Source organism: Agrobacterium sp. P15N1-A (assembly GCF_044626815.1).
Lineage (GTDB): Bacteria > Pseudomonadota > Alphaproteobacteria > Rhizobiales > Rhizobiaceae > Agrobacterium > Agrobacterium leguminum.
The window spans coordinates 16,879-40,313 of the sequence record NZ_JBIUPF010000010.1; the positions used below are offsets into that span (position 1 = coordinate 16,879).

The 23,435-nt window shown below is 61.3% G+C and carries 18 protein-coding genes; 17 read left to right on the plus strand and 1 reads right to left on the minus strand.

What is annotated here, in order from left to right:
* Window positions 1-200 precede the first annotated feature (200 nt).
* From ACIK7D_RS25445 to ACIK7D_RS25460, 4 genes are all read left to right on the plus strand, one after another.
* Complete coding sequence (locus tag ACIK7D_RS25445; RefSeq protein WP_400157829.1) at window positions 201-1,166, plus strand: DUF3991 and toprim domain-containing protein; 966 nt, start codon at window positions 201-203, stop codon at window positions 1,164-1,166.
* Window positions 1,167-1,304: 138 nt separating this feature from the next.
* Entirely contained in the window at window positions 1,305-1,913 is a 609-nt protein-coding gene (locus tag ACIK7D_RS25450) for a DUF1419 domain-containing protein (protein ID WP_400157830.1), read from the plus strand.
* Window positions 1,914-1,926: 13 nt separating this feature from the next.
* Entirely contained in the window at window positions 1,927-2,328 is a 402-nt protein-coding gene (locus tag ACIK7D_RS25455; RefSeq protein ID WP_400157831.1) for a DUF3085 domain-containing protein, read from the plus strand.
* A 100-nt stretch (window positions 2,329-2,428) separates the two neighbouring features.
* Window positions 2,429-7,525 (plus strand): DEAD/DEAH box helicase family protein, encoded by a 5,097-nt coding sequence (locus tag ACIK7D_RS25460; RefSeq protein WP_400157832.1) that lies wholly within the window; start codon window positions 2,429-2,431, stop codon window positions 7,523-7,525.
* Here ACIK7D_RS25460 and ACIK7D_RS25465 read toward each other — a convergent pair.
* Entirely contained in the window at window positions 7,522-7,944 is a 423-nt protein-coding gene (locus ACIK7D_RS25465; RefSeq protein ID WP_400157833.1) for a type II toxin-antitoxin system MqsA family antitoxin, read from the minus strand. The genes ACIK7D_RS25460 and ACIK7D_RS25465 overlap by 4 nt on opposite strands.
* Window positions 7,945-8,236: 292 nt before the next feature.
* On the opposite strand from ACIK7D_RS25465, the gene ACIK7D_RS25470 reads away from it, so the two are divergent.
* The 13 genes from ACIK7D_RS25470 (at window position 8,237) to ACIK7D_RS25530 (ending at window position 23,370) form a co-directional block, all read left to right on the plus strand.
* Entirely contained in the window at window positions 8,237-10,057 is a 1,821-nt protein-coding gene (locus tag ACIK7D_RS25470; RefSeq protein ID WP_400157834.1) for a ParB N-terminal domain-containing protein, read from the plus strand.
* 101 nt (window positions 10,058-10,158) lie between these two features.
* On the plus strand, window positions 10,159-10,629 hold the full coding sequence (locus ACIK7D_RS25475) for a hypothetical protein (protein WP_400157835.1): 471 nt from the start codon (window positions 10,159-10,161) through the stop codon (window positions 10,627-10,629).
* Window positions 10,626-11,516, plus strand: a complete 891-nt coding sequence (locus ACIK7D_RS25480; RefSeq protein ID WP_400157836.1) for a DUF7007 domain-containing protein — start codon at window positions 10,626-10,628, stop codon at window positions 11,514-11,516. Before ACIK7D_RS25475 ends, ACIK7D_RS25480 begins: the two co-directional genes overlap by 4 nt.
* On the plus strand, window positions 11,513-11,857 hold the full coding sequence (locus ACIK7D_RS25485; RefSeq protein WP_400157837.1) for a hypothetical protein: 345 nt from the start codon (window positions 11,513-11,515) through the stop codon (window positions 11,855-11,857). The genes ACIK7D_RS25480 and ACIK7D_RS25485 overlap by 4 nt, the downstream gene beginning before the upstream one ends.
* 90 nt (window positions 11,858-11,947) lie before the next feature.
* The gene (locus ACIK7D_RS25490) at window positions 11,948-12,199 is read left to right on the plus strand and encodes a hypothetical protein (RefSeq protein ID WP_400157838.1); all 252 of its coding nucleotides are present in this window, start codon (window positions 11,948-11,950) and stop codon (window positions 12,197-12,199) included.
* 560 nt (window positions 12,200-12,759) lie between these two features.
* Window positions 12,760-13,371, plus strand: a complete 612-nt coding sequence (locus tag ACIK7D_RS25495; protein WP_400157839.1) for a hypothetical protein — start codon at window positions 12,760-12,762, stop codon at window positions 13,369-13,371.
* Window positions 13,372-13,744: 373 nt separating this feature from the next.
* Window positions 13,745-14,698: an ArdC family protein gene (locus ACIK7D_RS25500; RefSeq protein ID WP_400157840.1), complete on the plus strand. Its 954-nt coding sequence runs from the start codon at window positions 13,745-13,747 to the stop codon at window positions 14,696-14,698.
* Window positions 14,699-15,031: 333 nt separating this feature from the next.
* A complete protein-coding gene (locus ACIK7D_RS25505) occupies window positions 15,032-15,574 on the plus strand; it encodes a hypothetical protein (RefSeq protein WP_400157841.1) in 543 nt (180 codons plus the stop codon).
* Between the two features lie 263 nt (window positions 15,575-15,837).
* Window positions 15,838-16,470 (plus strand): hypothetical protein, encoded by a 633-nt coding sequence (locus tag ACIK7D_RS25510; protein ID WP_400157842.1) that lies wholly within the window; start codon window positions 15,838-15,840, stop codon window positions 16,468-16,470.
* A gap of 682 nt (window positions 16,471-17,152) precedes the next feature.
* Window positions 17,153-17,467: a DUF736 domain-containing protein gene (locus tag ACIK7D_RS25515; RefSeq protein WP_400157971.1), complete on the plus strand. Its 315-nt coding sequence runs from the start codon at window positions 17,153-17,155 to the stop codon at window positions 17,465-17,467.
* Window positions 17,468-18,014: 547 nt separating this feature from the next.
* Window positions 18,015-19,424 carry a tyrosine-type recombinase/integrase gene (locus ACIK7D_RS25520; protein ID WP_400157843.1) on the plus strand — a complete coding sequence of 470 codons (1,410 nt, stop codon included), beginning with the start codon at window positions 18,015-18,017 and terminating at the stop codon, window positions 19,422-19,424.
* A complete protein-coding gene (locus tag ACIK7D_RS25525) occupies window positions 19,421-21,223 on the plus strand; it encodes a hypothetical protein (protein WP_400157844.1) in 1,803 nt (600 codons plus the stop codon). The genes ACIK7D_RS25520 and ACIK7D_RS25525 overlap by 4 nt, the downstream gene beginning before the upstream one ends.
* A complete protein-coding gene (locus ACIK7D_RS25530) occupies window positions 21,220-23,370 on the plus strand; it encodes an integrase (RefSeq protein ID WP_400157845.1) in 2,151 nt (716 codons plus the stop codon). The genes ACIK7D_RS25525 and ACIK7D_RS25530 overlap by 4 nt, the downstream gene beginning before the upstream one ends.
* Window positions 23,371-23,435: the final 65 nt, after the last annotated feature.

Below are 23,435 nucleotides of genomic sequence, written 5' to 3' on the forward strand. Positions count from 1 at the left end.
AGGTTCCGCTTGCGAGCGGTAGGCGGCAAGGGAAGCTTCGCCTCAGCTGGCACGGCCGGTCGGCGCAAGGGTGCAAATCTGCAGGTTGCCAGCCGCGCCCTTGCCCCCTTTGCTCTTCGCGGACCACCGGAAACGGTCCCGCAAATTGCGGGGGGCACGAATCTGGAGAGAAGGGCGGCGCCAAAAGCGCCGGGAAAATAATGGAGAAAGAAGAACTGGAAGAACTTCGGGACCGTGTCCCGTGCGCAGCCGTGTTGGAACAGGCTGGGTTCGCCATCGATGTCAAGGAAAGCACCCGCAAGGCGGTGAAATACCGGCGCGGCCCGGAAATCATTATCGTCATCCATGGCGGGCGGGGATGGTTCGATCCACTGTCCGACGCGAAAGGCGATATCTTCGGTCTTGCGGAGCATCTGGACAGCGTGACCTTCGTCGAGGCGCTCAACCGGGTGGCCGCTCTTGTCGGCATCGTCGCCACGGATCCTGCCTGGTCTCGTCCAGCCGGAAAGCCGGCTTACAGCACTTCCGTCCCGGAACGCTGGGCGGCGCGACGTACGCCGTGGCAGGGATCGATGACCTGGCGCTATCTTCGCACCGAGCGCTGCCTTCCGGCAACGATCATCCGGGAGGCCGTCCAAAGGAACCTCCTCCGAGAAGGCCCTTATGGCAGCATGTGGGCCGCGCATGTCAATGACGATGGTGTTGTTACTGGCTGGGAGGAGCGCGGTCCAGATTGGCGCGGCTTTTCGACAGGCGGTTCCAAAATCCTGTTTCGCCTTGGCTCTTCTGACGCCATGCGTCTCTGCGTCACCGAAGCGGCGATTGACGCCATGAGCCTTGCGGCATTCGAGGGACTTCGTCAGGGCAGCCTCTATCTCAGCACCGGCGGAGGTTGGTCACCGATGACGGACGCCGCGGTCCGCAAGCTGGCAGCACGTCCGGGTGCTGTTCTGGTCGCGGCCACCGACGCCAATAGCCAGGGCGAGACCTTTGCCGGCCGCCTCCGTGACATCGCGGATGAGGTGGGTTGTGACTGGTTGCGCCTGAAGCCGCCGGCCGAGGACTGGAATGACGCCCTGAAGGCGCGGGAAGACGAAAATCGGGAAAGGAAAACAAGGGCAGGAGGAAGAGGCCTGCCGCAGTCGCGCCGCCCGCATCAAGGGTGAAGCTGCGCCCGGCTTTGCCGGCCCTTGACCCGGGCGGAACACGTTGCGGCTTGCGGGGAGGGGTCAAGAAGGACTGAAGAGGATGGTGAGGCAGGGCAGCGCCGCGCTTCGGTTCGGACAGGGCCAAAGGAGCCGCCAATGAGCACCCCTTCCGCAATCCGTAAAGTCTACCAGGGCATCACTGAGCGCCATCAGATGTTCCGAATGTTAGATCGGCATGCACAGCGTCCTCACCGCTTCGAGGGTGACGCGAGCCCGCTTTATGCCGGCGAATGGTTCGAAATTGCCGAGCGTGAACACGACTATATGTTCGAGATCCTGCCGCCGCTGTGGATCCGCGGCTCGATGTTCGCAATGCGCGAATTCCTGACACGAACTGTTACATCCGTTTTCTTCGCGCTGCGGATCGACGGGGTTATTCGTTTCTTTCATGGCTACTGCGATCTCTCCAACGGTGGGTCGGTGGAAGCCATGCGGCTGGCGATCATCGAACGCGAAACACGCCCAGTGCGCGCGATGACGCGGGACGAGCGCCTCGAGCACATCTGGAGCGCCACGGCGGACGCCTATCGCGGCTACGCCGATGAGACCACCCCGCAGTATCTGCCGTGTCAGCGTGTCATCACTCTCTTCAGCAATGCCGGATCTGCCAGGCTGAAGCTGCTTGATGACCTGACCGATGACGAGATCGCAGCCAAACTGCCCGTTCAACTGCGCTATCTGCCCGATACGGCAGTCGCAGCGTGAGGAGGCGCTTTCCATGCTTTCTTTTCCGATTGAATCCGTGCGGGCGGTGATCGCCCGCGGTCGCGCCGACGCAGAAGCCAATGGCGGCTTTCGCAGTCCCTACTATGGCCTTCATCCCGGGCGCGACGAGCAGCCGGGTGTCTGGCTCGTGGGTGATCACGGTGTCTACTTGTGCTCGAACGGCAAATTGCCGGATGGCGAGAAGCCGTTCGTCGCTTACGCTCTCGAATGCGATCCCCGCACGAACGACGACTGGTTCGAAGTCAAGCGCAGAACCTTCGGAGGAGACGACGGTGTCGACTTCATCGATGCAGAGCAACTGGAGGCGATGATCGCCGCCACTCCGAATGCGAGGCACCTCGGCATCACCTTCGACGAGGACTCGATGGAACTTTTCATCATCGAGTGGTCGTAACGTCCCCGCCGCAGAGGATCCCCAACGTCAATCAGCGTCTCTTCGCCAGCGCGTCCCAATCGCTGGACGACGACGCGCGCCTTCACAAGGAGAATTTATCATGAGCAACGATCCCTTCACGCTCGACATGTTTGGCAATACCGCACTATCGTCCGGCCTGGGCCTTGGCGTGACCGCCTTCGGCGCCTTTTCGCCTGCGGCCGCCAATGACGACGATCCGGAACCCACGCCGCCGGCGCCGCCACCTGCCATGCCGGTCGCTGCCACCCCCATCCGGCGCACCGGCCTTCGGGCAAACTTCTATCCTGAGGGTGACCGCGGCCTGCCTTCGTCCTGGAAGGATCGTGCCCGCGCCAATGTTGCGGCAATCCTCATCGCCAATAACGTCTCCAAGCAGGACCGGCCGGCAACGCCCAAGGAGCAAGCGCAGCTGATCCGTTTCACCGGCTTCGGCGCCGGTGAGCTTGCCAACGGCATGTTCCGCCGTCCGGGGGAGGTCGATTTCAGGCAGGGCTGGGATGATCTCGGCTCATCGCTTGAGACAGCCGTCTCCGAAGCTGACTATGCGTCGCTCGCCCGCTGCACCCAATATGCACACTATACGCCGGAGTTCATTGTCCGGGCAATCTGGTCTGGCATCCAGAGAATTGGCTGGCGCGGCGGCCGGGTGCTCGAACCAGGCGTCGGCACGGGCCTGTTCCCGGCCCTGATGCCGGAGGGCTATCGCGACGCGGCCTATGTCACCGGGATCGAGCTTGACCCGGTCACCGCCCGTATCGTCGGCCTGCTTCAACCAAGGGCCAGGATCATCAATGGTGACTTTGCCCGCACAGACCTCGCGCCGATCTACGATCTAGCCATCGGCAATCCGCCCTTTTCCGATCGTACCGTCCGCTCGGACCGCGCCTACCGTTCGTTCGCCCTTCGTCTGCACGACTATTTCATTGCCCGGTCTATCGATCTCCTGAAGCCCGGGGCGCTTGCAGCCTTCGTCACCTCGTATGGCACGATGGACAAGGCCGAGACGACGGCACGGGAGCATATCGCCAGATCCGCAGACCTGATCGCGGCGATCCGCCTGCCCGAGGGCAGCTTTCGCCGGGATGCCGGCACGGATGTCGTGGTCGACATCCTGTTCTTCCGCAAGCGGAAAGCCGGCGAGCCGGAAGGTGACCAGACTTGGCTCGACGTTGACGAGGTTCGCCCGGCGACGGATGACGAAGGCGCGATCCGCGTCAACAGGTGGTTCACCCGGCATCCCGACTTCGTGCTCGGCACCCACGCGCTGACGTCAGGACCGTTCGGCGAAGCCTATACGTGCCGACCTCGGGATGGAGAGGATCTTGAGGCTGCCCTTGCCGAAACGATCGATCTCCTGCCGGCAGATCTCTACGACGGCCAGCCAACGCCGATCGATATCGATCTGGAGGACGAACTCGGCGAGATTGTCGATCTGCAGCCGAGGGACAGCGCTATCCGCGAGGGCAGCTTCTTCCTCGACCGGTCGAAGAGCCTGATGCAGATGCTCGATGGGGCGGCCGTACCTGTCACCATGCGCAAGGGTCGCTCGGGCGATGGGATTTCTGAGAAGCATATCCGGATCATCACTAAGCTGATCCCGATCCGTGACGCCGTGCGCGAGGTGCTGAAGGCCCAGGAAACCGACCGGCCCTGGCGTGATCTTCAGGTGCGGCTGCGCATCGCCTGGTCGAGCTTCGTGCGCGATTTCGGGCCGATCAACCACACGATCGTCTCGATCCAGGAGGATCCTGAAACTGGTGAGGTCAAAGAGACTCATCGCCAGCCGAATCTCGCACCCTTCCGCGACGATCCGGATTGCTGGCTGGTCGCCTCGATCGAGGATTACGATCTGGAGACCGACACGGCAAAGCCGGGTCCGATATTTTCCGAACGTGTGATTGCTCCGCCCGCTGCGCCGACCATCACATCGCCTGCAGATGCACTCGCCGTCGTCCTGAATGAGCGTGGTCATGTCGATATCGACCACATCGCCGAGCTGCTGCACAGCGATCCCGCGACTGTGCTCGACAATCTCGGTGACGAAGTGTTCCGCGATCCGGCGAATGGATCCTGGCAGACCGCCGATGCCTATCTCTCCGGGGCCGTCCGCACCAAGCTCGCCGCAGCGCAAGCAGCGGCGGAGCTCGACCCGGCCTATGAGCGCAACGTGCGGGCGCTTCAGGATGTCCAGCCGGCCGACCTGCGACCGTCGGACATTACTGCCCGTCTCGGCGCGCCTTGGATTCCGGCCGCCGATGTCGTTGCCTTCGTCAAGGAGACGATGGAAGCCGACATCCGTGTCCATCATATGCCGGAACTCGGATCCTGGACGGTGGAGGCCCGCCAACTTGGTTACAGCGCCGCCGGGACATCGGAGTGGGGAACCAGCCGCCGCCATGCCGGTGATCTCCTCGCTGACGCCCTGAACAGCCGGGTCCCTCAGATCTTCGATGTCTTCAAGGATGCCGGTGGCGAGCGCAGGGTCCTCAATGTCGTCGATACTGAAGCAGCCCGCGACAAGCTGCAAAGGATCAAGCAAGCCTTTCAGGACTGGGTCTGGACCGATCCGGATCGCACCGACCGGTTGGCCCGCGATTACAATGACCGCTTCAACAATATCGCGCCGCGCAAGTTCGACGGCTCTCATCTTAAGCTACCGGGCGCCTCAGGCGCCTTTACTTTGTACGGACACCAGAAACGCGGCATCTGGCGCATCATCGCCGATGGTTCCACCTATCTCGCCCACGCCGTGGGCGCCGGCAAGACGATGACCATGGCGGCGGCGATCATGGAGCAGCGGCGGCTCGGTCTGATTGCCAAGGCGATGCTGGTCGTGCCGGGCCATTGCCTGGCCCAGGCGGCACGCGAATTCTTAGGCCTCTATCCCAACGCGCGGATCCTCGTCGCCGACGAGACCAACTTCACCAAGGACAAGCGCGCACGCTTCCTGTCGCGGGCGGCGACCGCAACCTGGGACGCGATCATCATCACCCATTCGGCGTTTCGTTTCATTGCCGTGCCCTCGGCCTTCGAGCAACAGATGATCCAGGACGAATTAGAGCTCTACGAGGATCTGCTCACCAAGGTGGACACCGAAGACCGCGTCTCGCGCAAGCGCCTCGAACGGCTGAAGGAGGGACTGGAAGAACGTTTACTGGCTCTCACGACTCGCAAAGACGATTTGCTGACCATCTCGGAAATCGGCGTCGACCAGATCGTTGTCGACGAGGCGCAGGAATTCCGCAAGCTCTCCTTCGCCACCAACATGTCGACGCTGAAGGGGATCGATCCGAACGGCTCGCAGCGCGCCTGGGATCTCTATGTCAAATCCCGATACATCGAGACGAAGAACCCCGGCCGGGCACTGGTGCTGGCGTCGGGCACGCCGATCACCAATACGCTCGGCGAGATGTTCTCAATCCAGCGCCTGCTCGGCCATGCAGCACTTGCCGAACGCGGGCTACACGAGTTCGATGCCTGGGCGTCCTGCTTCGGCGATACGACGACCGAACTCGAAATCCAGCCCTCCGGAAAATACAAGCCGGTCAGCCGCTTTGCCTCCTTCGTCAACGTGCCCGAGCTGATTGCCATGTTCCGGTCGTTCGCCGACGTCGTCATGCCGGAGGATCTCCGGCAATATGTGAAGGTGCCCAACCTCTCGACCGGCCGCCGTCAGATCCTCACGGCCAAGCCGACGGCGCTCTTCAAGACCTATCAGCAGATGCTGGACGCGCGGATCAAGGCGATCGAGCAGCGTGAGGGGCCGGCCAAGCCCGGTGACGACATACTGCTGTCCGTCATCACCGATGGGCGCCATGCGGCCATCGATCTACGTCTCGTCATGCCATCGGCCGAGAATGAGGAGGACAACAAGCTCAATCTGCTCATCCGCAATGCACACCGGATCTGGCAAGAGACCGCCGAGACCATCTATCGACGTCCCGATGGCAAAGAGTTCGAGCTGCCGGGCGCCGCGCAGATGATCTTTTCCGATCTTGGCACGATCAATGTCGAAAAGACTCGCGGCTTCTCCGCCTATCGCTTCATTCGCAACGAGCTGATCCGGCTCGGCGTACCGGCCTCCGAGATTGCCTTCATGCAGGACTATAAGAAGACAGAGGCCAAGCAGCGGCTGTTCGGCGATGTTCGCGCGGGCAAGGTTCGTTTCCTGATCGGCTCTTCGGAAACCATGGGCACCGGTGTCAACGCTCAGCTTCGGCTGAAAGCACTCCACCATCTCGACGTCCCGTGGTTGCCGTCGCAGATCGAGCAGCGGGAGGGTCGCATCGTCCGACAGGGCAATCAGCATGACGAGGTCGATATCTTCGCCTATGCCACTGAAGGTTCGCTCGATGCGTCGATGTGGCAGAACAACGAGCGCAAGGCCCGGTTCATTGCCGCTGCGCTTGGCGGTGATACCTCGATCCGCAGGCTCGAAGACCTTAACGAAGGTGCCGCCAACCAGTTCGCCATGGCCAAGGCCATCGCCTCCGGCGACGAGCGCCTGATGCAGAAGGCCGGACTGGAAGCCGATATCGCCCGGCTTGAACGATTGCGTGCCGCCCATGAGGACGACCAGTATGCCGTCCGCCGGCAGATCCGCGACGCCGATCGCGAGATCGAAACGGCGATCCGGCGGATCGGTGAGATCGGCCAGGATATCGAACGGCTGCTTCCGACGTCAGGCGAATGCTTCGCCATGACCGTGACGGGGAAGCCATATACCGAGCGCAAGGAAGCTGGACGAGCGCTGATGAAGGAAATCCTCACTCTGGTTCAGCTACAGCAACAGGGCGAGGTCCACATCGCGAGGATAGGTGGGTTCGATCTCGTCTATATCGGAGAGAAGTTCGGCCGTAGCGACAATTACCACTACCAGACGCTGCTCCAGCGCACCGGCGCGGACTACGAGATCGAATTGCCTGTGACAGTGACGCCGCTCGGGGCGATTTCGCGCCTCGAACACGCGCTCGACGGGTTCGACGAGGAACGGGTACGTTATCGCCAGCGGCTGGAGGACTACCGACGCCGGCTGACCTCCTATCAGTCACGACAGAATGGGGAGTTTGCCTTCGGTGACGAGCTCGCCGACAAGCGCCGGCAACTGCGCGAGGTCGAGGAAGCGCTGGCTGCATCGGCGCAAGAGGACGCGGAAGCCAACAGGGCCGCCGCTTAGCCGCTCTGTTGACGCAACTCCTCGACGAGCTCCGGGTGACGGTCAAGGAGGCGCAGCAGCTGGCTCGTTGGTCCGCTCGGCTCGACCAGTCCGCGTTCGTACTTGTCAAAAGCATTCTCACCGACCTTGAGAATGCCTCCTGCCTCCCGCTGCGACAGGTTCAGTTTCTGTCGCACGCGCCGGATCGTGGTTGGTGAGGGAATACCCTCGACCTCTTCCTTCAGCGCGCGCAGCGCCGCATCCGTCACCTCCATGTCGTCGCCGACATGCACGCCGTCGTCGCCGTTTTCCGGATAATAACCAGGAAGATCGACCGTCCTGCTCTTGCCCTTATAGGTCACGACGAACGGGCGAACGTCACGGCGAAGGACCTCACCAGTCTCCGGAGAGACCATTGTGTCGGGCAGTATCTTTTCCATGCCTCAATATGCCACCTTAATGGTGGCATATCAAGATGAGGAAAAGAGGGAAAGAAAGGAAAACTCTCTCGCAGACCGGCCTGCCCGGCGACGCTTCGCTCAACCGCCCCCTGCACAACCCTGTCCGTCGTTCTCGCAAGGCTTCGCCCCGCTCGCCCTGACAGTCAGGGCCGCTCGGGCGCAGTTGCCCCGCTCCTCCCGCCCTGCGGTCCGGGAGATGTCTTCGGAAAGAACTGAAGGCAGGAAGGACCGGTGAGGTGCCGGTTCCGATATCCCGGAAGGAACAGATCCCATGCAGATCCTCAAGCTTGATCCCCGTGCTCTGAAGGACAATCCAGATGATACGCGCCGCTCGAAATCGTCTCCGCAATCCGATGCGTTGCTGCTGGCGACGGTAAAGGCTGTCGGCATCATCCAGCCTCCGGTGGTCTCGCCGGAAGTCGATGGCGGTAATGGCTATATCATCCAGGCCGGACACCGCCGCGTGAAGCAGGCAATCGCGGCCGGGCTGGAGGAAGTCACGGTTCTTGTCGTCGAAGCGGCCAACGACAATGGCGCCATGCGCTCCATGGTCGAGAACATCGCCCGCGAGCCGCTCAATCCTGTCGACCAATGGCGCGGCATCGAGCGCCTCGTCGCACTCGGCTGGACCGAGGAAGCGATCGGCCTCGCGCTCGCATTGCCGGTCCGCCAGATCAGGAAGCTCAGGCTTCTCGCCAATGTGTTGCCTGCCATGCTCGATCAGATGGGGCTGGGCGACATGCCGAACGAGCAGCAGCTTCGGACGATTGCCGCAGCCTCGCCCGACGAGCAGAAAGAAGTCTGGAAGGCGCACAAGCCCAAGAAGTCCGAGCGGGCCGACTGGTACAATATTGCGCGTGCGCTCTCCAAGACCCGGATGTTTGCCAGGGATGCGAGCTTCGGCGATGATCTCGCGCAAGCCTATGGTATCGAGTGGGTCGAGGACCTGTTCGCGCCCGCCGACCAGGACAGCCGCTATACGACCAATGTCGAAGCATTCCTTGGCGCCCAGCAGGAATGGATGACGAACAACCTTCCAAAGAAGGGTGCCATCATCGAGGTCAACAATTGGGGCCAGCCGGAACTGCCGAAGAAGGCAGAGCGTGTTTACGGCAAGCCGTCGAAGTCTGACCACGTCGGCATGTATCTCGACCGTGACGGTAAGGTGCAGTCGGTCGCTTATCGGATGCCCGAGGATAAGAAGAGGGCGAAGGGCAATTCGTCTACGACAGACAGCACCGACGGCCTCGACAATGGCGCGATCGTCGAGGCACCGAAGTCCCGGCCGGACGTGACCCAGAAGGGCCAGGACATGATCGGTGATTTCCGCACCGACGCCCTTCACGAGGCGCTCGGCCGCGCCCCGATCGAGGACGACATGCTGATGGCGTTGCTCGTTCTTGCCTTTACGGGTCTCAACGTCAGGGTCGATTCCGGTGCTAATGACAATGTGTTCGGACCGAAGCGGTTCAAGCGCCACGCGGCCCGGCTGATCGGTGAAGACGGAAGGCTCGCCTTCGACAGGGAAACGTTGCGTGTTACGACCCGTTCGATGCTGATCGACGTCCTATCTTGCCGGCGCGGCATGTCGAACAGCGGTGTCGTCTCCCGCATCGCCGGCGACGCCATCGGCGCCGACAGCTTCCTGCCGAATATGGGCTCGGAGGACTTTCTGTTGTGCCTGTCGCGTCAGGCGCTGGAAACGGCGGCGAAGGAGGCGAATGTGCTTCCACGCCAGAAGGTCAGGGAAACCCGCGCGGCGCTGGTCGAGCATTTCAAGGAAGAGCGTTTCGTCCATGCCTCCGCGCTGTTTGCGCCGGATGCGACCGAGATCGCCGATTTGCTGAAGCATGCGGAGTATCTCGACGTCGATGAGGCATCGGCCGACGTGGATACAAACGGGCCGGAGGATAACCGTGCCGACGAGGATGGCGGGGCTGTCGAAGACGGCGCCGCGGATGAAGCGCCAGCCGAGGGAGACGACAGCCGCGATCGGTCCTACGACGAAGATACCTCTTCGGAAGCTTTCGATGGCGACGCCGATGAGGTCGATCCCGATGAGCAGGACGCCTACGGGATCGCGGCGGAGTAACCGCGTCCTCCATTTCCATTCCGAATGATCCGCCGCCGCCGATGGTCTCCATCGGCGGCGGTTTCGTTTTCACAACCCCTAAAAATTCAGGGAGAATTTGCATGTCCGCACACACAATCCTTTCCACCCCCTTGGGCTCGATCATTTCCTGGTCCGACGGCACACCACGCCCGCCCGAGCGGCACAGCAAGAAGCTGGCCGTCTGGAAAACCCGGAACAGCTCTGGCCGATTGATCCGCAAGGAGGACTCTCGAACCCTTGGCAGCTACACCGCACCGGCATCATTTACGCTGCATGAGGGTGATATCGGCAGCCGTGGCACGATCGTCGTCAAAATCCTGAGAACCTTCGGCATCGACAGCACGCTGGCCTTCATCGTGATCGAGCGTCCGCCGGTCGGATCGGTCCGCATCTTCGATCGACCCGGCCCATCGCATGAACTGGTTCATCTCGCCGCTGACCGGGAAGCGGCCGAGGGATGGCTCAAACTCCACCGACATCCCTTGGCCGTTCTCGAAGAGGTGACGGCCGACGAAGCCGCGGCCGACCATGTCGAGGGGCGGGCCGCATGACAACGCCTGTTCCCGCAGACAATATCACTGCCTCTGCCCCTGAACATTCAGGGGTAGAGTTCGGCGTTAGCGCCGACGGCTTTCCGGTCGCCCGGATCGGTGAGATCACGCTTACCATGCTGCCCTTATCCGGGGGCGGCGGGTTTCTGGTGAGCGCGTGGCGCGCGCACCGCTCACTTTGCGACCTGACCCGCGCTGACTTCTACAGCCATGAGGGCCGGCTAGCCGACGATGCCGATTTCCGGGCGCGGGTGCTGGAAACGGCGGAGCACAGGCGTGAGCTTGCCTTGCTCAATCGCGTGCAGACACGGATGTCCTGCAGCACGCCATGGGGTGCTTCGCAGATGGCGACCGTCTATGCCGAGGGGATCGTCTCTCATGTCACCGCCGGTCACGGCGGTTTCAAGCTCTCGGTCGAACGCAACGCGGAGGTTCATCCCACGCTGCGCTCAAGCGACGGGTTTTACGAGGAGGACTGCCGCTGGGCCGCTGTCGCGATCGCTTTTCCCAATCTGTTCACCACATACGAGCGTCGCGTCGCGGAGAAGACGCTCAAGGACGGGGAGCCGGATGCATGGGAGGCGATGACGGGTGACGTGCTGGCGGCGGGCGAATCCCACGAGAAGGACCGCCGGGCGTTTGAAGCGGCGCATGCAGAAGACTGGATCGTCATCTCGGCGCTGCGTTCCGATCATCATCCCGGCATGACCGAGGTGATAGCCACCCGGGGCGGCAAGCGTGATCACCATGTCGATGAACGCCGCTTTCTGGTTGCGACCACCGAGTATACCGTCGGACGCTTTGGCTTCGTGATCGATAAAGCCCGTCATGCTGCCTATGACGGCCCGTCAAGCTTCGTGTCATGGGCGGGGAGGGGCGCGGTATGACATCGATCAGCCCCCAGGTACTCCTCGCCCGCATGGAGGCATCGCGCCGCGAGACCCGCCATCATCTCGATCTGGTGCAGCGACAGATCGCGGCCCGTGCCGAGCGTGTCACGGTCACCCAGAAGGCGAAGTCCAGTGGTCGTACGCACAAAAGGTCGGGGTCGCGCTGGACGCCCTCCGACGAACGGTTGTTCCAGTCTCATCTTCAGGCTCTGGAATTCCAGCGGCGGGGCGAGATCGAAGCGCTGTCGCGCAAGCTCGCCCGGCAGGATGCGGCGATTGCCGCTCTCCGCGCAAGGCTGGAACCGCATCCTGGCATCAATGAGAAGAGCGCAGCATGACCCGCCTTGTCATTGAAACCACCACCATCCGCCGATTGATCGGCAGGGTATTTATGAGGCGGCAAGCCACGGGACGAGGAGGTTGATCCGATGAGAGCAAAGCATCACGACAAGCTTCCGCCGCTTGACCCGCAGGAGGAGGCCGCACTTCAGGATTACGCGGCCCGGCACGGGCGGTCCTGGAAACGCATCCTCAATCGCGCGTGGATGGGCGAGGCGCCCTGTGACGACGGTCAAGTATTGCGCAGGCTTCGTAACACACATGGACCGACATGGCTCGACCGTTACCGCCTGCCGAAGCGCCCGGGCAATCCGAAGAGGTTTCCGGCTGAGGATCCCTGACCGCTGAATTGGCGCAAATCCGTCGCCTGCCCACGAACTCGACGCGCTGGAGAAGCCCCTTTGAGCGCATCGCGGCGGCAATCATCTCGTCGCATTGTCGGTAAACCGTATCGAGCGGGTGACAGTGCCTCGTTGCCTGGTCCATCGGCAGGAGGCAGCAGTCTGTTCGTCAAACGGGGCGGGAGGCTTCCGATTGGCGGTGTTGAAGCCGGGGTGCGTTGAGGTGGGTCCGGCGCACACCCTGCATGAGATTCCTCCCGGTGCTCACATCTGGTGTCGGCCCCTGCCGGCCTGTCCTCCGGTTTTGCTGCGGTCTGAACCAGCGCCCGTTCGGTTCAAGGCCGCGTTCCGCGCCGCGGGGCGGCCGGTCATGCCGCTCTCGACAAAACAGCCATACGGGCTTCGCAGGTCCGAAAGACCCGCTTGCCCGCATGACTGCTTCGCTCGATCTGGCCCGCCCGGACCCTGAACCGCCCGGTTTGCGCCGGTTCCTGTCGACCGCACCGAAGGACAGACCGGCAGGCGCCGGAACCGCTTCGGCGAACCGAAAGGAAACCACCATGGCAAAGTCCGCGACCTCTTCCCGCCAACCCACACACTCGGCCAACCGCCCCACCGCCCGCGTCGTGCAGCTCCGCAAGGGCGCCACGATCGACATGGTCCGCCTGACGTGCCCCGATGAGACGCAGGCGCTGCGCATCGCCGAAAGCTTCGGTACCGCCATCCTCGATAGCGACGGTATCCGCGACATGCACGAACGCCTGATCGTCGAAACCGCGACTGGCCTTTCCGACGGCCTCGGCGAACGGGCAATGCAGATCCATCTGCAGCGGATCGTCGGAGCCTATGTCGGCTCCGCTCACGGCGCCGGCCAGTTCTACAGCAAGGCTGTCACCGAAGCGCGCGACGCCACCGCCAAGGGTGCCGCCGACGCCCGCGACGAGGATCTTGACGGCCCGGTCGGCTATGACAGCGCTGCCCAGCGCAAGCGCGAGTTCGCGGCCGACATGGGCATTCAGGCCCATGCGCTCAGGATGGCTGCAGAAGGCGCCGTTTCTGCCTACGAGCAGATCGTCGGAGAAGCCTGGAAGCCCTTCGACCGCCCGGTCGACAATCCCGGCCAGACACTCGACCGCAAGGCCGCCGCCGCGCAGATGTCGGCCTTCGATTGAATCAGCAGGGCGGAGCTTCGGCTCCGCCCATTCTTCTCGACGACGGTATTTGCCTGGCCAGCGCCGTTGAGCGGGAGCGGGTTCAGGTTTCGTTGTGATATGCCCGTCATTTTCCCTTTATCCGGATCTTGTTGGGCAAAACATTTGTTTTTGCTCGCACCTTGCGACCGTGAAAGTGGCATCGACGTTGCCTTCAGCCTTCGCAGCCCCGTCCCGTCCGTCGGTCCTGCAGGAGCAGGTGGCAGGCGCAACGGCTTCGCCGTCCTCCTCTTCGTTTCGGCCGTTCCGGTGCGCCTTCCTCCGATCGCTCCTGCTTTTGGCCCTCCGCGACGGGGCCGCGATAGGCGCGGCCTCCTGACAAGGAGGTTAGGAAATGAACATGAAGAAAGAAGCCGAGCGGGCGGACGTCTACGCCCGCATCACCGACAGGATCGTTAAAGATCTGGAGCAAGGTGTCCGTCCCTGGATGAAACCCTGGAAGACGGCCAATACTGAGGGCCGTATCACGAGGCCGTTGCGCCACAACGGAACGCCGTATTCCGGTATGAACGTTCTGCTTTTATGGTCGGAGGCCGTGGCCCGCGGCTTCACCGCGCCGATGTGGATGACGTTTCGTCAGGCGCTGCAACTGGGGGCGGCTGTTCGCAAGGGCGAGACGGGTGCAACTGTCGTGTTCGCCAGCCGTTTCACCAAAGCCGAGCTGGAAGGGAACGGCGGCGAGGTCGACCGCGAAATCCCGTTCCTGAAGGCATACAGCGTATTCAACGTTGCTCAAATAGACGGTCTGCCGGAGCACTATTATCATCGGCCGGATCCCGTTCTCGATCCGGTCGAGCGCATCGACCATGCCGACCAGTTCTTCCGCAACACCGGCGCGGTCATCCGTCACGGCGGCAATCAGGCGTTCTTTTCCCCGGCCAGCGATCACATTCAGATGCCGCCATTTGAGAGTTTCCGGGATGCCGAGAGTTATTATGGTACGCTGAGTCATGAAGCCACGCACTGGACTTCAAGCTCCTCTCGCGTCGGTCGCGACCTCAGCCGCTATTCGAAGGACAAATCGGAACGAAGCAGAGAAGAGCTCATTGCCGAGCTCGGGTCATGCTTCCTCTGCGCCGATCTCGGCGTTGCACCGGAACTCGAACCGAGACCGGATCATGCCAGTTATCTGGTTTCGTGGCTATCGGTGATTTCCGGCGAGAAGCGCGCGATTTTCCAGGCGGCGGCGCATGCGCAGCGAGCGGTCAATTATCTGCATGGCCTTCAGCCGCAGGCGGATGCCGATGCGACGAGGGTGGCAGCGTCGCGGTCTCTGACCGCACGGTGATGCCCAAACTTGCGGCGATACCAACAGTCAAGCGGCTCGACATTAAGGCGCCTTGCCGCTCATTAGGAAATCGGCGTTTCCTGGCATCCCTGCCCATACGGACACGGCCCCTGGTCGGGGCCGTGGTTTTCTCATGCTGCCGTCCTATTCTACGGGCCGCTCGCATCGTCTCAAGGACGCATGGTTCCCCCAATTTTCAGCCAGCCCCTCATGGGGCGCTTTCAGAAAATCGGCTCCCCCATGCGCCGCGGAGCGGCCGCTGAAGCGGTCCCTGACCCGACGCTCGACTTGCCAGTGGGAGATCTCCGTCATCGAAGATGAAAGGAGATCGACATGAACATCCATGAAAGCATCCAGCGTCACGCCGACCGCGTCGCCCTGCTCGCGGAGTTTCGCAGGACTGTCCGAGCTATCCGCCGAGACAGGAACAACTCTATCGCGACCGAGGTGCGCCGGCGCCTGCTGTCGGTGCTCTCGGACATGATGTCCGAAGAGCGCGACATGCTCCAGGCTGACCGGCAATACCTGCGCAACACGACGGAAGACGAGCGCGCTCATGACGATGCCGCCGACCCGGCTTCGTGCGAAGATGGCGATTTCTTCGTCTCGGTGTGGGACGGCTATCCGCTCCTCGACATGGCGCTCACGGATCCGGAAACGCAGCACATCTTCGATCCCGCCTCGCAACAGTGGTTCCCGATCGCCGGCAGCTTTCCGCTCCGGCTGCCGATCTCCGACGAACGTCTGGGCGAGCTTGCGCCGATCATCCAGCAGATCGAGATCGCCTTCGAGATCCGCTTCGTCATCGAGCTCATCTTCTTCGACGCAAAGGGGCTTCTCGACACGCTGTCGACGAGGCCAAAGCCGCTCGAATGAGCGGCCCTTTTCAAGCAGCGGGAGAGGAGCACGCTGTATTGCACGGCGGGAACGCCTCTCCTCGATCAGAGGGGAAACGTCTTGGCACGATGTCGGCGAGGTTCGACAAGATCAGCGACCCTTGCCTTGTCGCACAAAGCGTTATGCTCTACGATTCATAACGCTCATGTTGACGACGGCGGATCGAAAATGGCCGACAAATCAGCGGAAGAATTCATGAAAAACCGGATCCGGCTGACCCCGGAGAGCTCGGGTGGCCACTGTTGCTCGTGCTCACCCTGGCACTCGGATGGGCTTGCGCCGAACTGGCGATAGCACACGGGATATATGATGCCGACACGATCATCCGGTCGCGCAACGTGTTCTACGCCCTGACCGTCGTGTCGTGCGTCATGTCGGTCGTCCTCAATCTGGGCGACATCGGAAACGGCCCGCTTTGCACAGTCGGCCGCTTCGTCATGCCCCTCGCGGACGCCCTCTATATCGGCAAGAGACTGCGCCGGTTCGCGCGCAAGCAAGCCCTCCGAGATCCGACCGCCGATTACCAGGCCGACATGGACCGGAAAAGGCGATACGCGGCCGACAAAGAGCGCCAAGGGATCGAAGGTCCAGCTTTCACGCTGCCATGGAACCGGGGATCCGACGCCTTCAAGCTGAGGCGATACCTTGAGATCGCAGTAACGCTCGCGTTCTGTATTCTCTACTGGCTCATGACCATCGCCATCTGGAATATCATTCCATCGTTCCTCTCGACGGTGATGATAATTCTGGGCATTGCATTTTCCCTACTGGCCGCGATCCATGTCCTCTTTCTCCTTGTGACCAACAAACCCGCCGATGCTGCTCTCACCCACGGCGACAGTCTGCTCGCGCTGCTTCGCAGAAAGCGCCGTTAGGCGCGCGTTCTGACCCTATGCATGCGCGGGTCGGAAATAATCGAACTGCGGCGAGGGGATGCGAAACCCCGCCGCTTCCGCGGTACGGCCATCGATAAGGCGAGATCAGACGTCCGACAGGATGTTTGCCACGCCGGCTGTGCCAGGCGGTACGGTCAGGCCGGTCCGTGATCAGAGGATACGATCCTATCCCCCGCTGGCGGGATCGCGTTTGAGCGGTTGGCCTCGGACGCGCTGCGTCTACACCGGACTAAATTTGTGGTGTGCACGAGCAAGCCTCAAAGGACAAGCGACCGATCTGAGCCCAGGAGCCGACCCTAGAAAGAGCCCGTCCGAGGCACGTCTAAGCCTTGGTGGTAGCGAGTTGCAGATCCGCCAGCCGATTGATGTGGCCATTATCGTCATCCATTCGGATCCGGACCACGGGCGCGGCCAGCGCGGCCTCGATTTGACATGTCTGATCGAAGAGCGGCTGCGCCTCGATCGTATTCCCGCAACGGCATCGCCAACTTTCTTCCCCTGCGAACTGCGTTCGCTTTCCTCGCGGATCAAGAAAGCCGTCTCCCGCCGCCCTCCATTGCATTTCGGTCCCTACGGGATGCGGTCCGATCGTCCCCGATCATTTGGACAGTCATCGAGGACGCGATGGTCGCGGCCCGATCAACCCGAAAGGATCACGACAATGGCAATCATCGGCGAATTCACCAGCAACGGCAACACCATCACCGGCAACGTGCGCACCCTGACCGTCTCCCTGAAGGCCCGCCTGAACCCGATCGAGCGCACCTCGCGCGACGCTCCCGACTTCCGCATCACCGCAGGCCCCGGCGTCGAAATCGGCGCAGGCTGGAACCAGGTCTCCAACGACGGCGAGCCCTACATCTCCGTAAAGCTCGACGACCCCAGCTTCAACGCCCCGATCAACGCTGCCCTGTGGCCGGCCGAGAAAGACGGCGACTACACCCTGGTCTGGAACCGCCCCAAGCGCGACGCCTGATCGAAATGATCGCCCCGTCGGAAACGGCGGGGCCTAACCTGCATTCAGATGAGAAGAAGTCGGGCTTCGAACCCGACTTCTTCTTCCGGTCGCGATACGGAGAGGTGGGGTCTGCTCAGAATGCGCGATGGTGGCGTGAGGAAGCGCCCGCCTCAAGAACTTCGCGGCCCCTCCAATTTTCAGGCGCCGCCCTGAAGGACGCCACCAGAAAATCGGCTCCTCCGCTCGCCGCCGACGGCGGTCGCTTGCGCGATCCTTGACCCCGACACTCCCTCACGCCTCGCGGCATCATCTTTCTCAAACGTCAAGGAGATGACAATGCTGCTGGAACAACACATTGAAGAACTGCGGGCCTTATCTTGACAGTCTGCACCGACTCTACCGACCTTGGCTACGTCGATGCGCATGCTGAGGAAGGCGCTTTCCAGGCCGGTCGCAGCGCTCCCAAATAGCTGGCGGAGGCCGGCCTGGAGAGTGCCGGCGGCTCTAGCACCTTCCGTAGACACGAGCTCCCGGGTTGGGGGTCTGGGGGAGGGTTGAACAAGCTGTGGATATTTTGGACACCTCATCAAAGGTCACGCTCGAAGAGCGGCGGGCCGCCGACGGCCTCGACGCCTATGTGCCGCGTATTCTACGAGGCGGTGAACTGGTTGACGCCGACGTTGATCGCTTCTTTCTCGACCTGCCGCTCAACGGCGTTCGTTCCCGTCATTCTCTGCGCGCCTACGGCTATGACATCATGGTTTGGTTGCGCTTCCTCACCGAAGTTTGTGACAAGACGGTCTGGGAAGCCGCCCACGCTGATGTCGAAGCCTTCCACCGCATTCGTAGAAGAAGCGATCCGGGAAGCCGGGTATCGGCGGCGGCGTGGAACAGATCGATTGCTGCAATCGACAAACTGTATGAGTGGGGAGTGCGCCAGGGACTTCTGCGTTCGAGCCCTTTCTCGCATCGAGAGATCTGGCGCCGCAATCGGGCGCGGACCCAAGGCAAGATAGTCGCGCGCAATGATGCATTCGAAGGCCGTGCCAATCGAAACACCATCCGCTTCGTTACGCTTGAGGATTTTCGCCAGTTCCGGGATGTAGGGCTACGCGGTCTCACTGCGGACGGAACTGAGCGGCCGGGCGCACGCGACAGGAACGGACTTCGCAACGTCTTGTTTGCGGAGTTGCTGGTTGTAACCGGCTTGAGGCTCGAAGAGGCGTCGTTTCTTCTGGCATTCGAGCTGGACGCTTTGCCTGCGGCGAATGCATCTCGTCGTCAGACATGGCTCAATCTGCCGGCAGGTCTCACCAAGGGCGAACGCGGGCGGGCAATCCTTATTCCCGATGGCCTGCTTCACCGACTCCGGACCTACATTCGTGTTGAACGGGCCCACGCCGTCACAAAATTCAAAGCTCGCCAAGACTGGAACCTCGTAGAACGGCCAATCCTTGTGCGTCGACCGACGGCTGGCTCAGGGAATCTTGTACTCGTCGATGGGCGAGCTGTTCCTGTGGAAGTTTTTTCGCCGGAAGAACGGGGCCGGTTGGTCATCTGTGCGGCGGATAATTCGCCAATCGAACCAGCGGTCTTGTGGTTGACGGAGGTCGGTCAGCCGGTGCGCCCAAATTCCTGGGAAGTCGCTTTCGCCAGGGCCTGCCAGCGCTGCCAGGCGAATGGTTTCTTGATCGACATCAGTCCACATCAGCTCCGGCACACCTTCGCAGTCCATATGCTTGCCATGCTGATTCAGCGCCAACTCGAGGGCGGATCCTCGACGAGTTCGGCTGGACCGGCGGAAAGCTACCGCAGAATCCTCGGAGATCCTCTGCAACAGGTCCAGCGACTTCTCGGCCATGCAAGTCTCGAGACCACTTCCATATATCTGGATCATATCGCCACGCGCGCAGATACAGTCGACACCGCCGTTGCGGAACTGCTTGCGCTGTTACCAAGCGGGGATCGGCTATGAGCCAACATCCTCGCAAAGGCAGAGCTGTCTCGTTCAGGCGCGAGTTGGCCATATCCCCGTGCGATGAGCCGGAGACAGTAAGCGGTTTACGGTTCACCATCGATACGCAGGATGGCGGCAAAGTCCTGATCGACTACGCTCATCTGAAGCCGCGCTGGCTGGCCCTTGCATTCGCCCGAGCACTACGACGACTTGCTGGTCTGGGTGGACGTTTGTCCGTAAAATCAAGCGTTACGGACTACGTACGTATCCTGCCGATGTTCTTAGCGTACCTGGTCGAGACAAAAAATGAACCTGATGCCGGCGAGCACCTGAGGGCAGATCATATCGATGGCTTTGAAGCCTGGGTAGCGGCAAAGGGCAAGTCGAACATCCATCTGCTATTTATTCTGACGAAGATCATTGTCGCTCTGCGAGAAGTGGCATCCGAAGGGGCTGTTACATTTTCTGAGCAGCTTCGCGATCGGCTGACCTATGTGACGCTGAGGCCGATACCACCATCGCATCCACGCGATGCATACAGCCCTTACATTGCACGGCAGCTTCGCGATGCTGCCTGTGCGGATATCATGGGGATCGTGCAGCGCCTTCGCGATCCTAAGCCGATGAACTCGCGCAGCGGGCTACTGGCTATGGAGAAAGAGATCCATGTGCACATCGAGGCCAAAGGTATTGTGCTCCACACAGATCCCAAATACCACGTTCTCAACGATGCCCGAAGGGTTCATGGCCTCTCTTCGGAAAGACTCTGCCATCAGCTTCACGAACGACACTATTTGACGTCTCACGACGTCATCCCGCTGATGGTCTTTCTGGCGCTTGAGACCGGACTGGAGCCCGAGTGCTGCAAGAGCTTGAGGGTTGATTGCCTTAGGAACCCTGCAAACGGCACGGTCGAGATTGCTTATGTCAAACGGCGGGCTCGTGGCGCTGAGCATAAGACACTTCGTGTGCGCGACGGCGGTCCGCGAACGCCGGGCGGCCTGATCCGGCGCGTAATCGCCTGGACCGCTACCGCCCGTAAACACCGGCCGACCGACTGCCTTTGGCTATACTACGGGCTCGGTGGGCTAAAATCCGGGGTCAATCATCCCCAGCATCGAATCAATGCTTGGACGGCACAGCATAACATTCGTGATGACGATGGTCGGCCGTTCCATCTAACGCTTTCGCGGCTTCGCAAGACGCATAAGGCGCTCTGGTACCTAAAGACCGAAGGACATATGACGCGTTTTGCCGTCGGTCATACCAAGGAGGTGGCGGCGCGGCACTATGCCAATGTTCCAGCACTCCTCCCTCTGCACGAAAGCACGATCGCTGATGCTTTCACCGAGGCTGTCACATCGGCTTCGTCGTCAATTGTTCTGACGCCGGAGGAAGAACAGACCTGGCGAAGCGATCCGGTTGCCGCTTTAGAGGCGGCTCCAGCGGGATGCGATCCGACCTCACTTCTCGATGGAAAGGAGGATATCTGGCTGGCAAGCTGCGGCGGATTCTTTTCCAGCCCTTATGCCGAACCCGGCTCGCCCTGTTCGCAACCTTTCTGGGGATGTCTTGAATGTCCGAATGCTGTCATCACCGTCCGCAAGCTCCCCGCCATCCTGTCATTTCTCGATTTCCTTCAAGACCAGCGCTTCTCGCTCTCCGCAAGCCACTGGGCGGCGAAGTTCGCAACCGCGCACGCTCGCATTACCACGCAGATTCTGCCAGCCTTCGGTGCGGCTACGGTCGAGGAGGCGCGGCAAACGCTCGCCAGCGAACCAGTTTCAAACTACATGCCGCCGGAGGCGTTACTGTGAAGCCCCCTCTTTTCCTTCCCATTGCCACCGAGGATTTCGATAGCCGTCCCGTACTTGCCACCGCAGCTCTGCATGTCGGCTTCGACAGGTCCAATCTGTCCCGATATGACGACGAGCGATGGGATTTGAACCCGGCGGTTTTTCGCGAGAACGTCCGAAGCTCCGACGCCACGGTGGATTTTAGTGTTGTCGACGACCCGAAGATCGCCGAGGCTCTTCGAGATTACCTTTATGTTCGCCTGAGCACTGATCTGCCGGGATACAAGATGCGAGTGACACCGGTAAATGTTCGGCGCCTTTTTCGCTCCGCGCGCAGCTTCTTCGATTTCGTCAAGGCGGCCCATGGTGTCTTCGACCTCCGCCGCGCCGATCAGGCCCTGCTTGACGGTTTCGCCAGGTTTCTTCAGCGGGGACGGCGGCCGATCATCGTCATGCAATTGTTAGGAATTGTTTTTGACCTTTACGACTTCCGCAATCACCTGACTGTTGCGAAGCTCACTTTCGAGCCATGGCATGGTCGCAAGCCCGCCCAGGTCGTCGGATATAAATTTAGGACGGAGGAGAACCGAACGCCGCGAATCCCGGAAGCGATCATCAAACCGTTGCTCGCATGGTCGCTCAAATATGTGACTGTATTCGCGCCCGACATTCTCGCCGCCCGCAATGAACTGCTTGTGCTCCAACAGCACCACAAGAGGCTCACTGCTGAAGATGCGCTCGCGCCTCGCAACGAACGACGAACGCGCCGCCAAGCTCGCTTGCATGCATATCTCGATGAACGCCGTCGGCTTGGCCGCGGCATTCCAGCCTGGCCTGTCAGGATCGGCGGGCCAGCATCATTCTCCGGATTCGAACCACCTCTAAACTGGCAACTGATCTATCTGCACGTCGGCGCTGACGCCAATCTTCAGCGATCTGCCGATGGTCAACCTGATAACGAGATGCGGCGAACCGTCGAAGCTGCGGCCGGCGAACTGGGGACCGAGATTGGTGGAATGGATACCCCAATTTCGGTCGATCCTGATACTGGCCGTCCCTGGCGGGCTCGTTTTGACGCGCGAGCGTTGGCGATAGAAGAACGGATGCTGCAAGCCGCCTGCTATGTCGTGTGCGCCTATCTGACCGGCATGGGCGACAGTGAAGTGCAGGCGATGCGTCCAGGCTGTCTGTCGATCTCTCGCAGCGAGGACGGACTGATCGACAGGCACCGCGTGAAGTCGGTCGCTTACAAAGGCAAGGAAGCGCGTGGCGAAGAAGCGGAGTGGGTCACCATCGCACCCGTGGCGACGGCGATTTCAGTCCTCGAACTGCTTAACGTCCGCTCTGTGCAGCAGCGAGGAACAGAGACGCTCTGGCCAGTCCTGTCTCTCGCACATGCTCGCAAGCAGGCGCTTGCAACGGACGTTGTTACCCGACTGAATCAGTTTCGTGATCATCTGAACGAGCGATTTGGAAACGAGGCCGAGCCGATTATACCGTCAGGTTCCGATGGACGTCCATGGCAACTGACCACACGACAATTTCGTCGAACGATTGCCTGGCACATCGCCAACAGGCCCTTTGGAACGATCGCAGGAATGATCCAGTACAAGCACGTCTCAGTCGCGACGTTTGAAGGCTATGCGGGCTCCAGTAAATCAGGGTTCCTGGCAGAGGTGGAGACTGAACGGCGCCTTGGACAGATGGACGATATCCTCACCTATTTCGACGAGAGGCAACTGGGCTCCGGGCTTTCCGGCCCAGCTGCGGTACGCATCGCCAAGTCGCTTGACGGCGCAGCGTCCGAGTTGCAACCGCTTCCCGGTATGATCGCTGATCGTGGTCGCCTCCGCGTTCTGTTGGCCGATACGGCACGCACCCTCCATGTCGGCGTGTTGGCCGATTGTTTTTTTGATCCTGCCACAGCCGTCTGTCTTCGCCATGCCGCCGGCAGCCAGTCTGCACCGATGATCTCGCTGTGCGAGCCGTCGAGATGCCCTAACGCCTGTATAAGAGCACGCCACCGCCCGGCGTGGGCAGGGGCAGCGGAGAATGCCAGAGGCATGCTGAAGGAGAAGAGATTGTCCGAACTTCAGCGCTTGGCCATTGAGCAAGACCTCCAAAGGATCGACGGGGTGATTTCCGATATCGACGTCACCAGACGATAGCTCTTTATAGAATACGGTCGCGTCCCCTGGTCGGGGCCGCGGGTTCTCTTCTTTCTGCCGTCCTA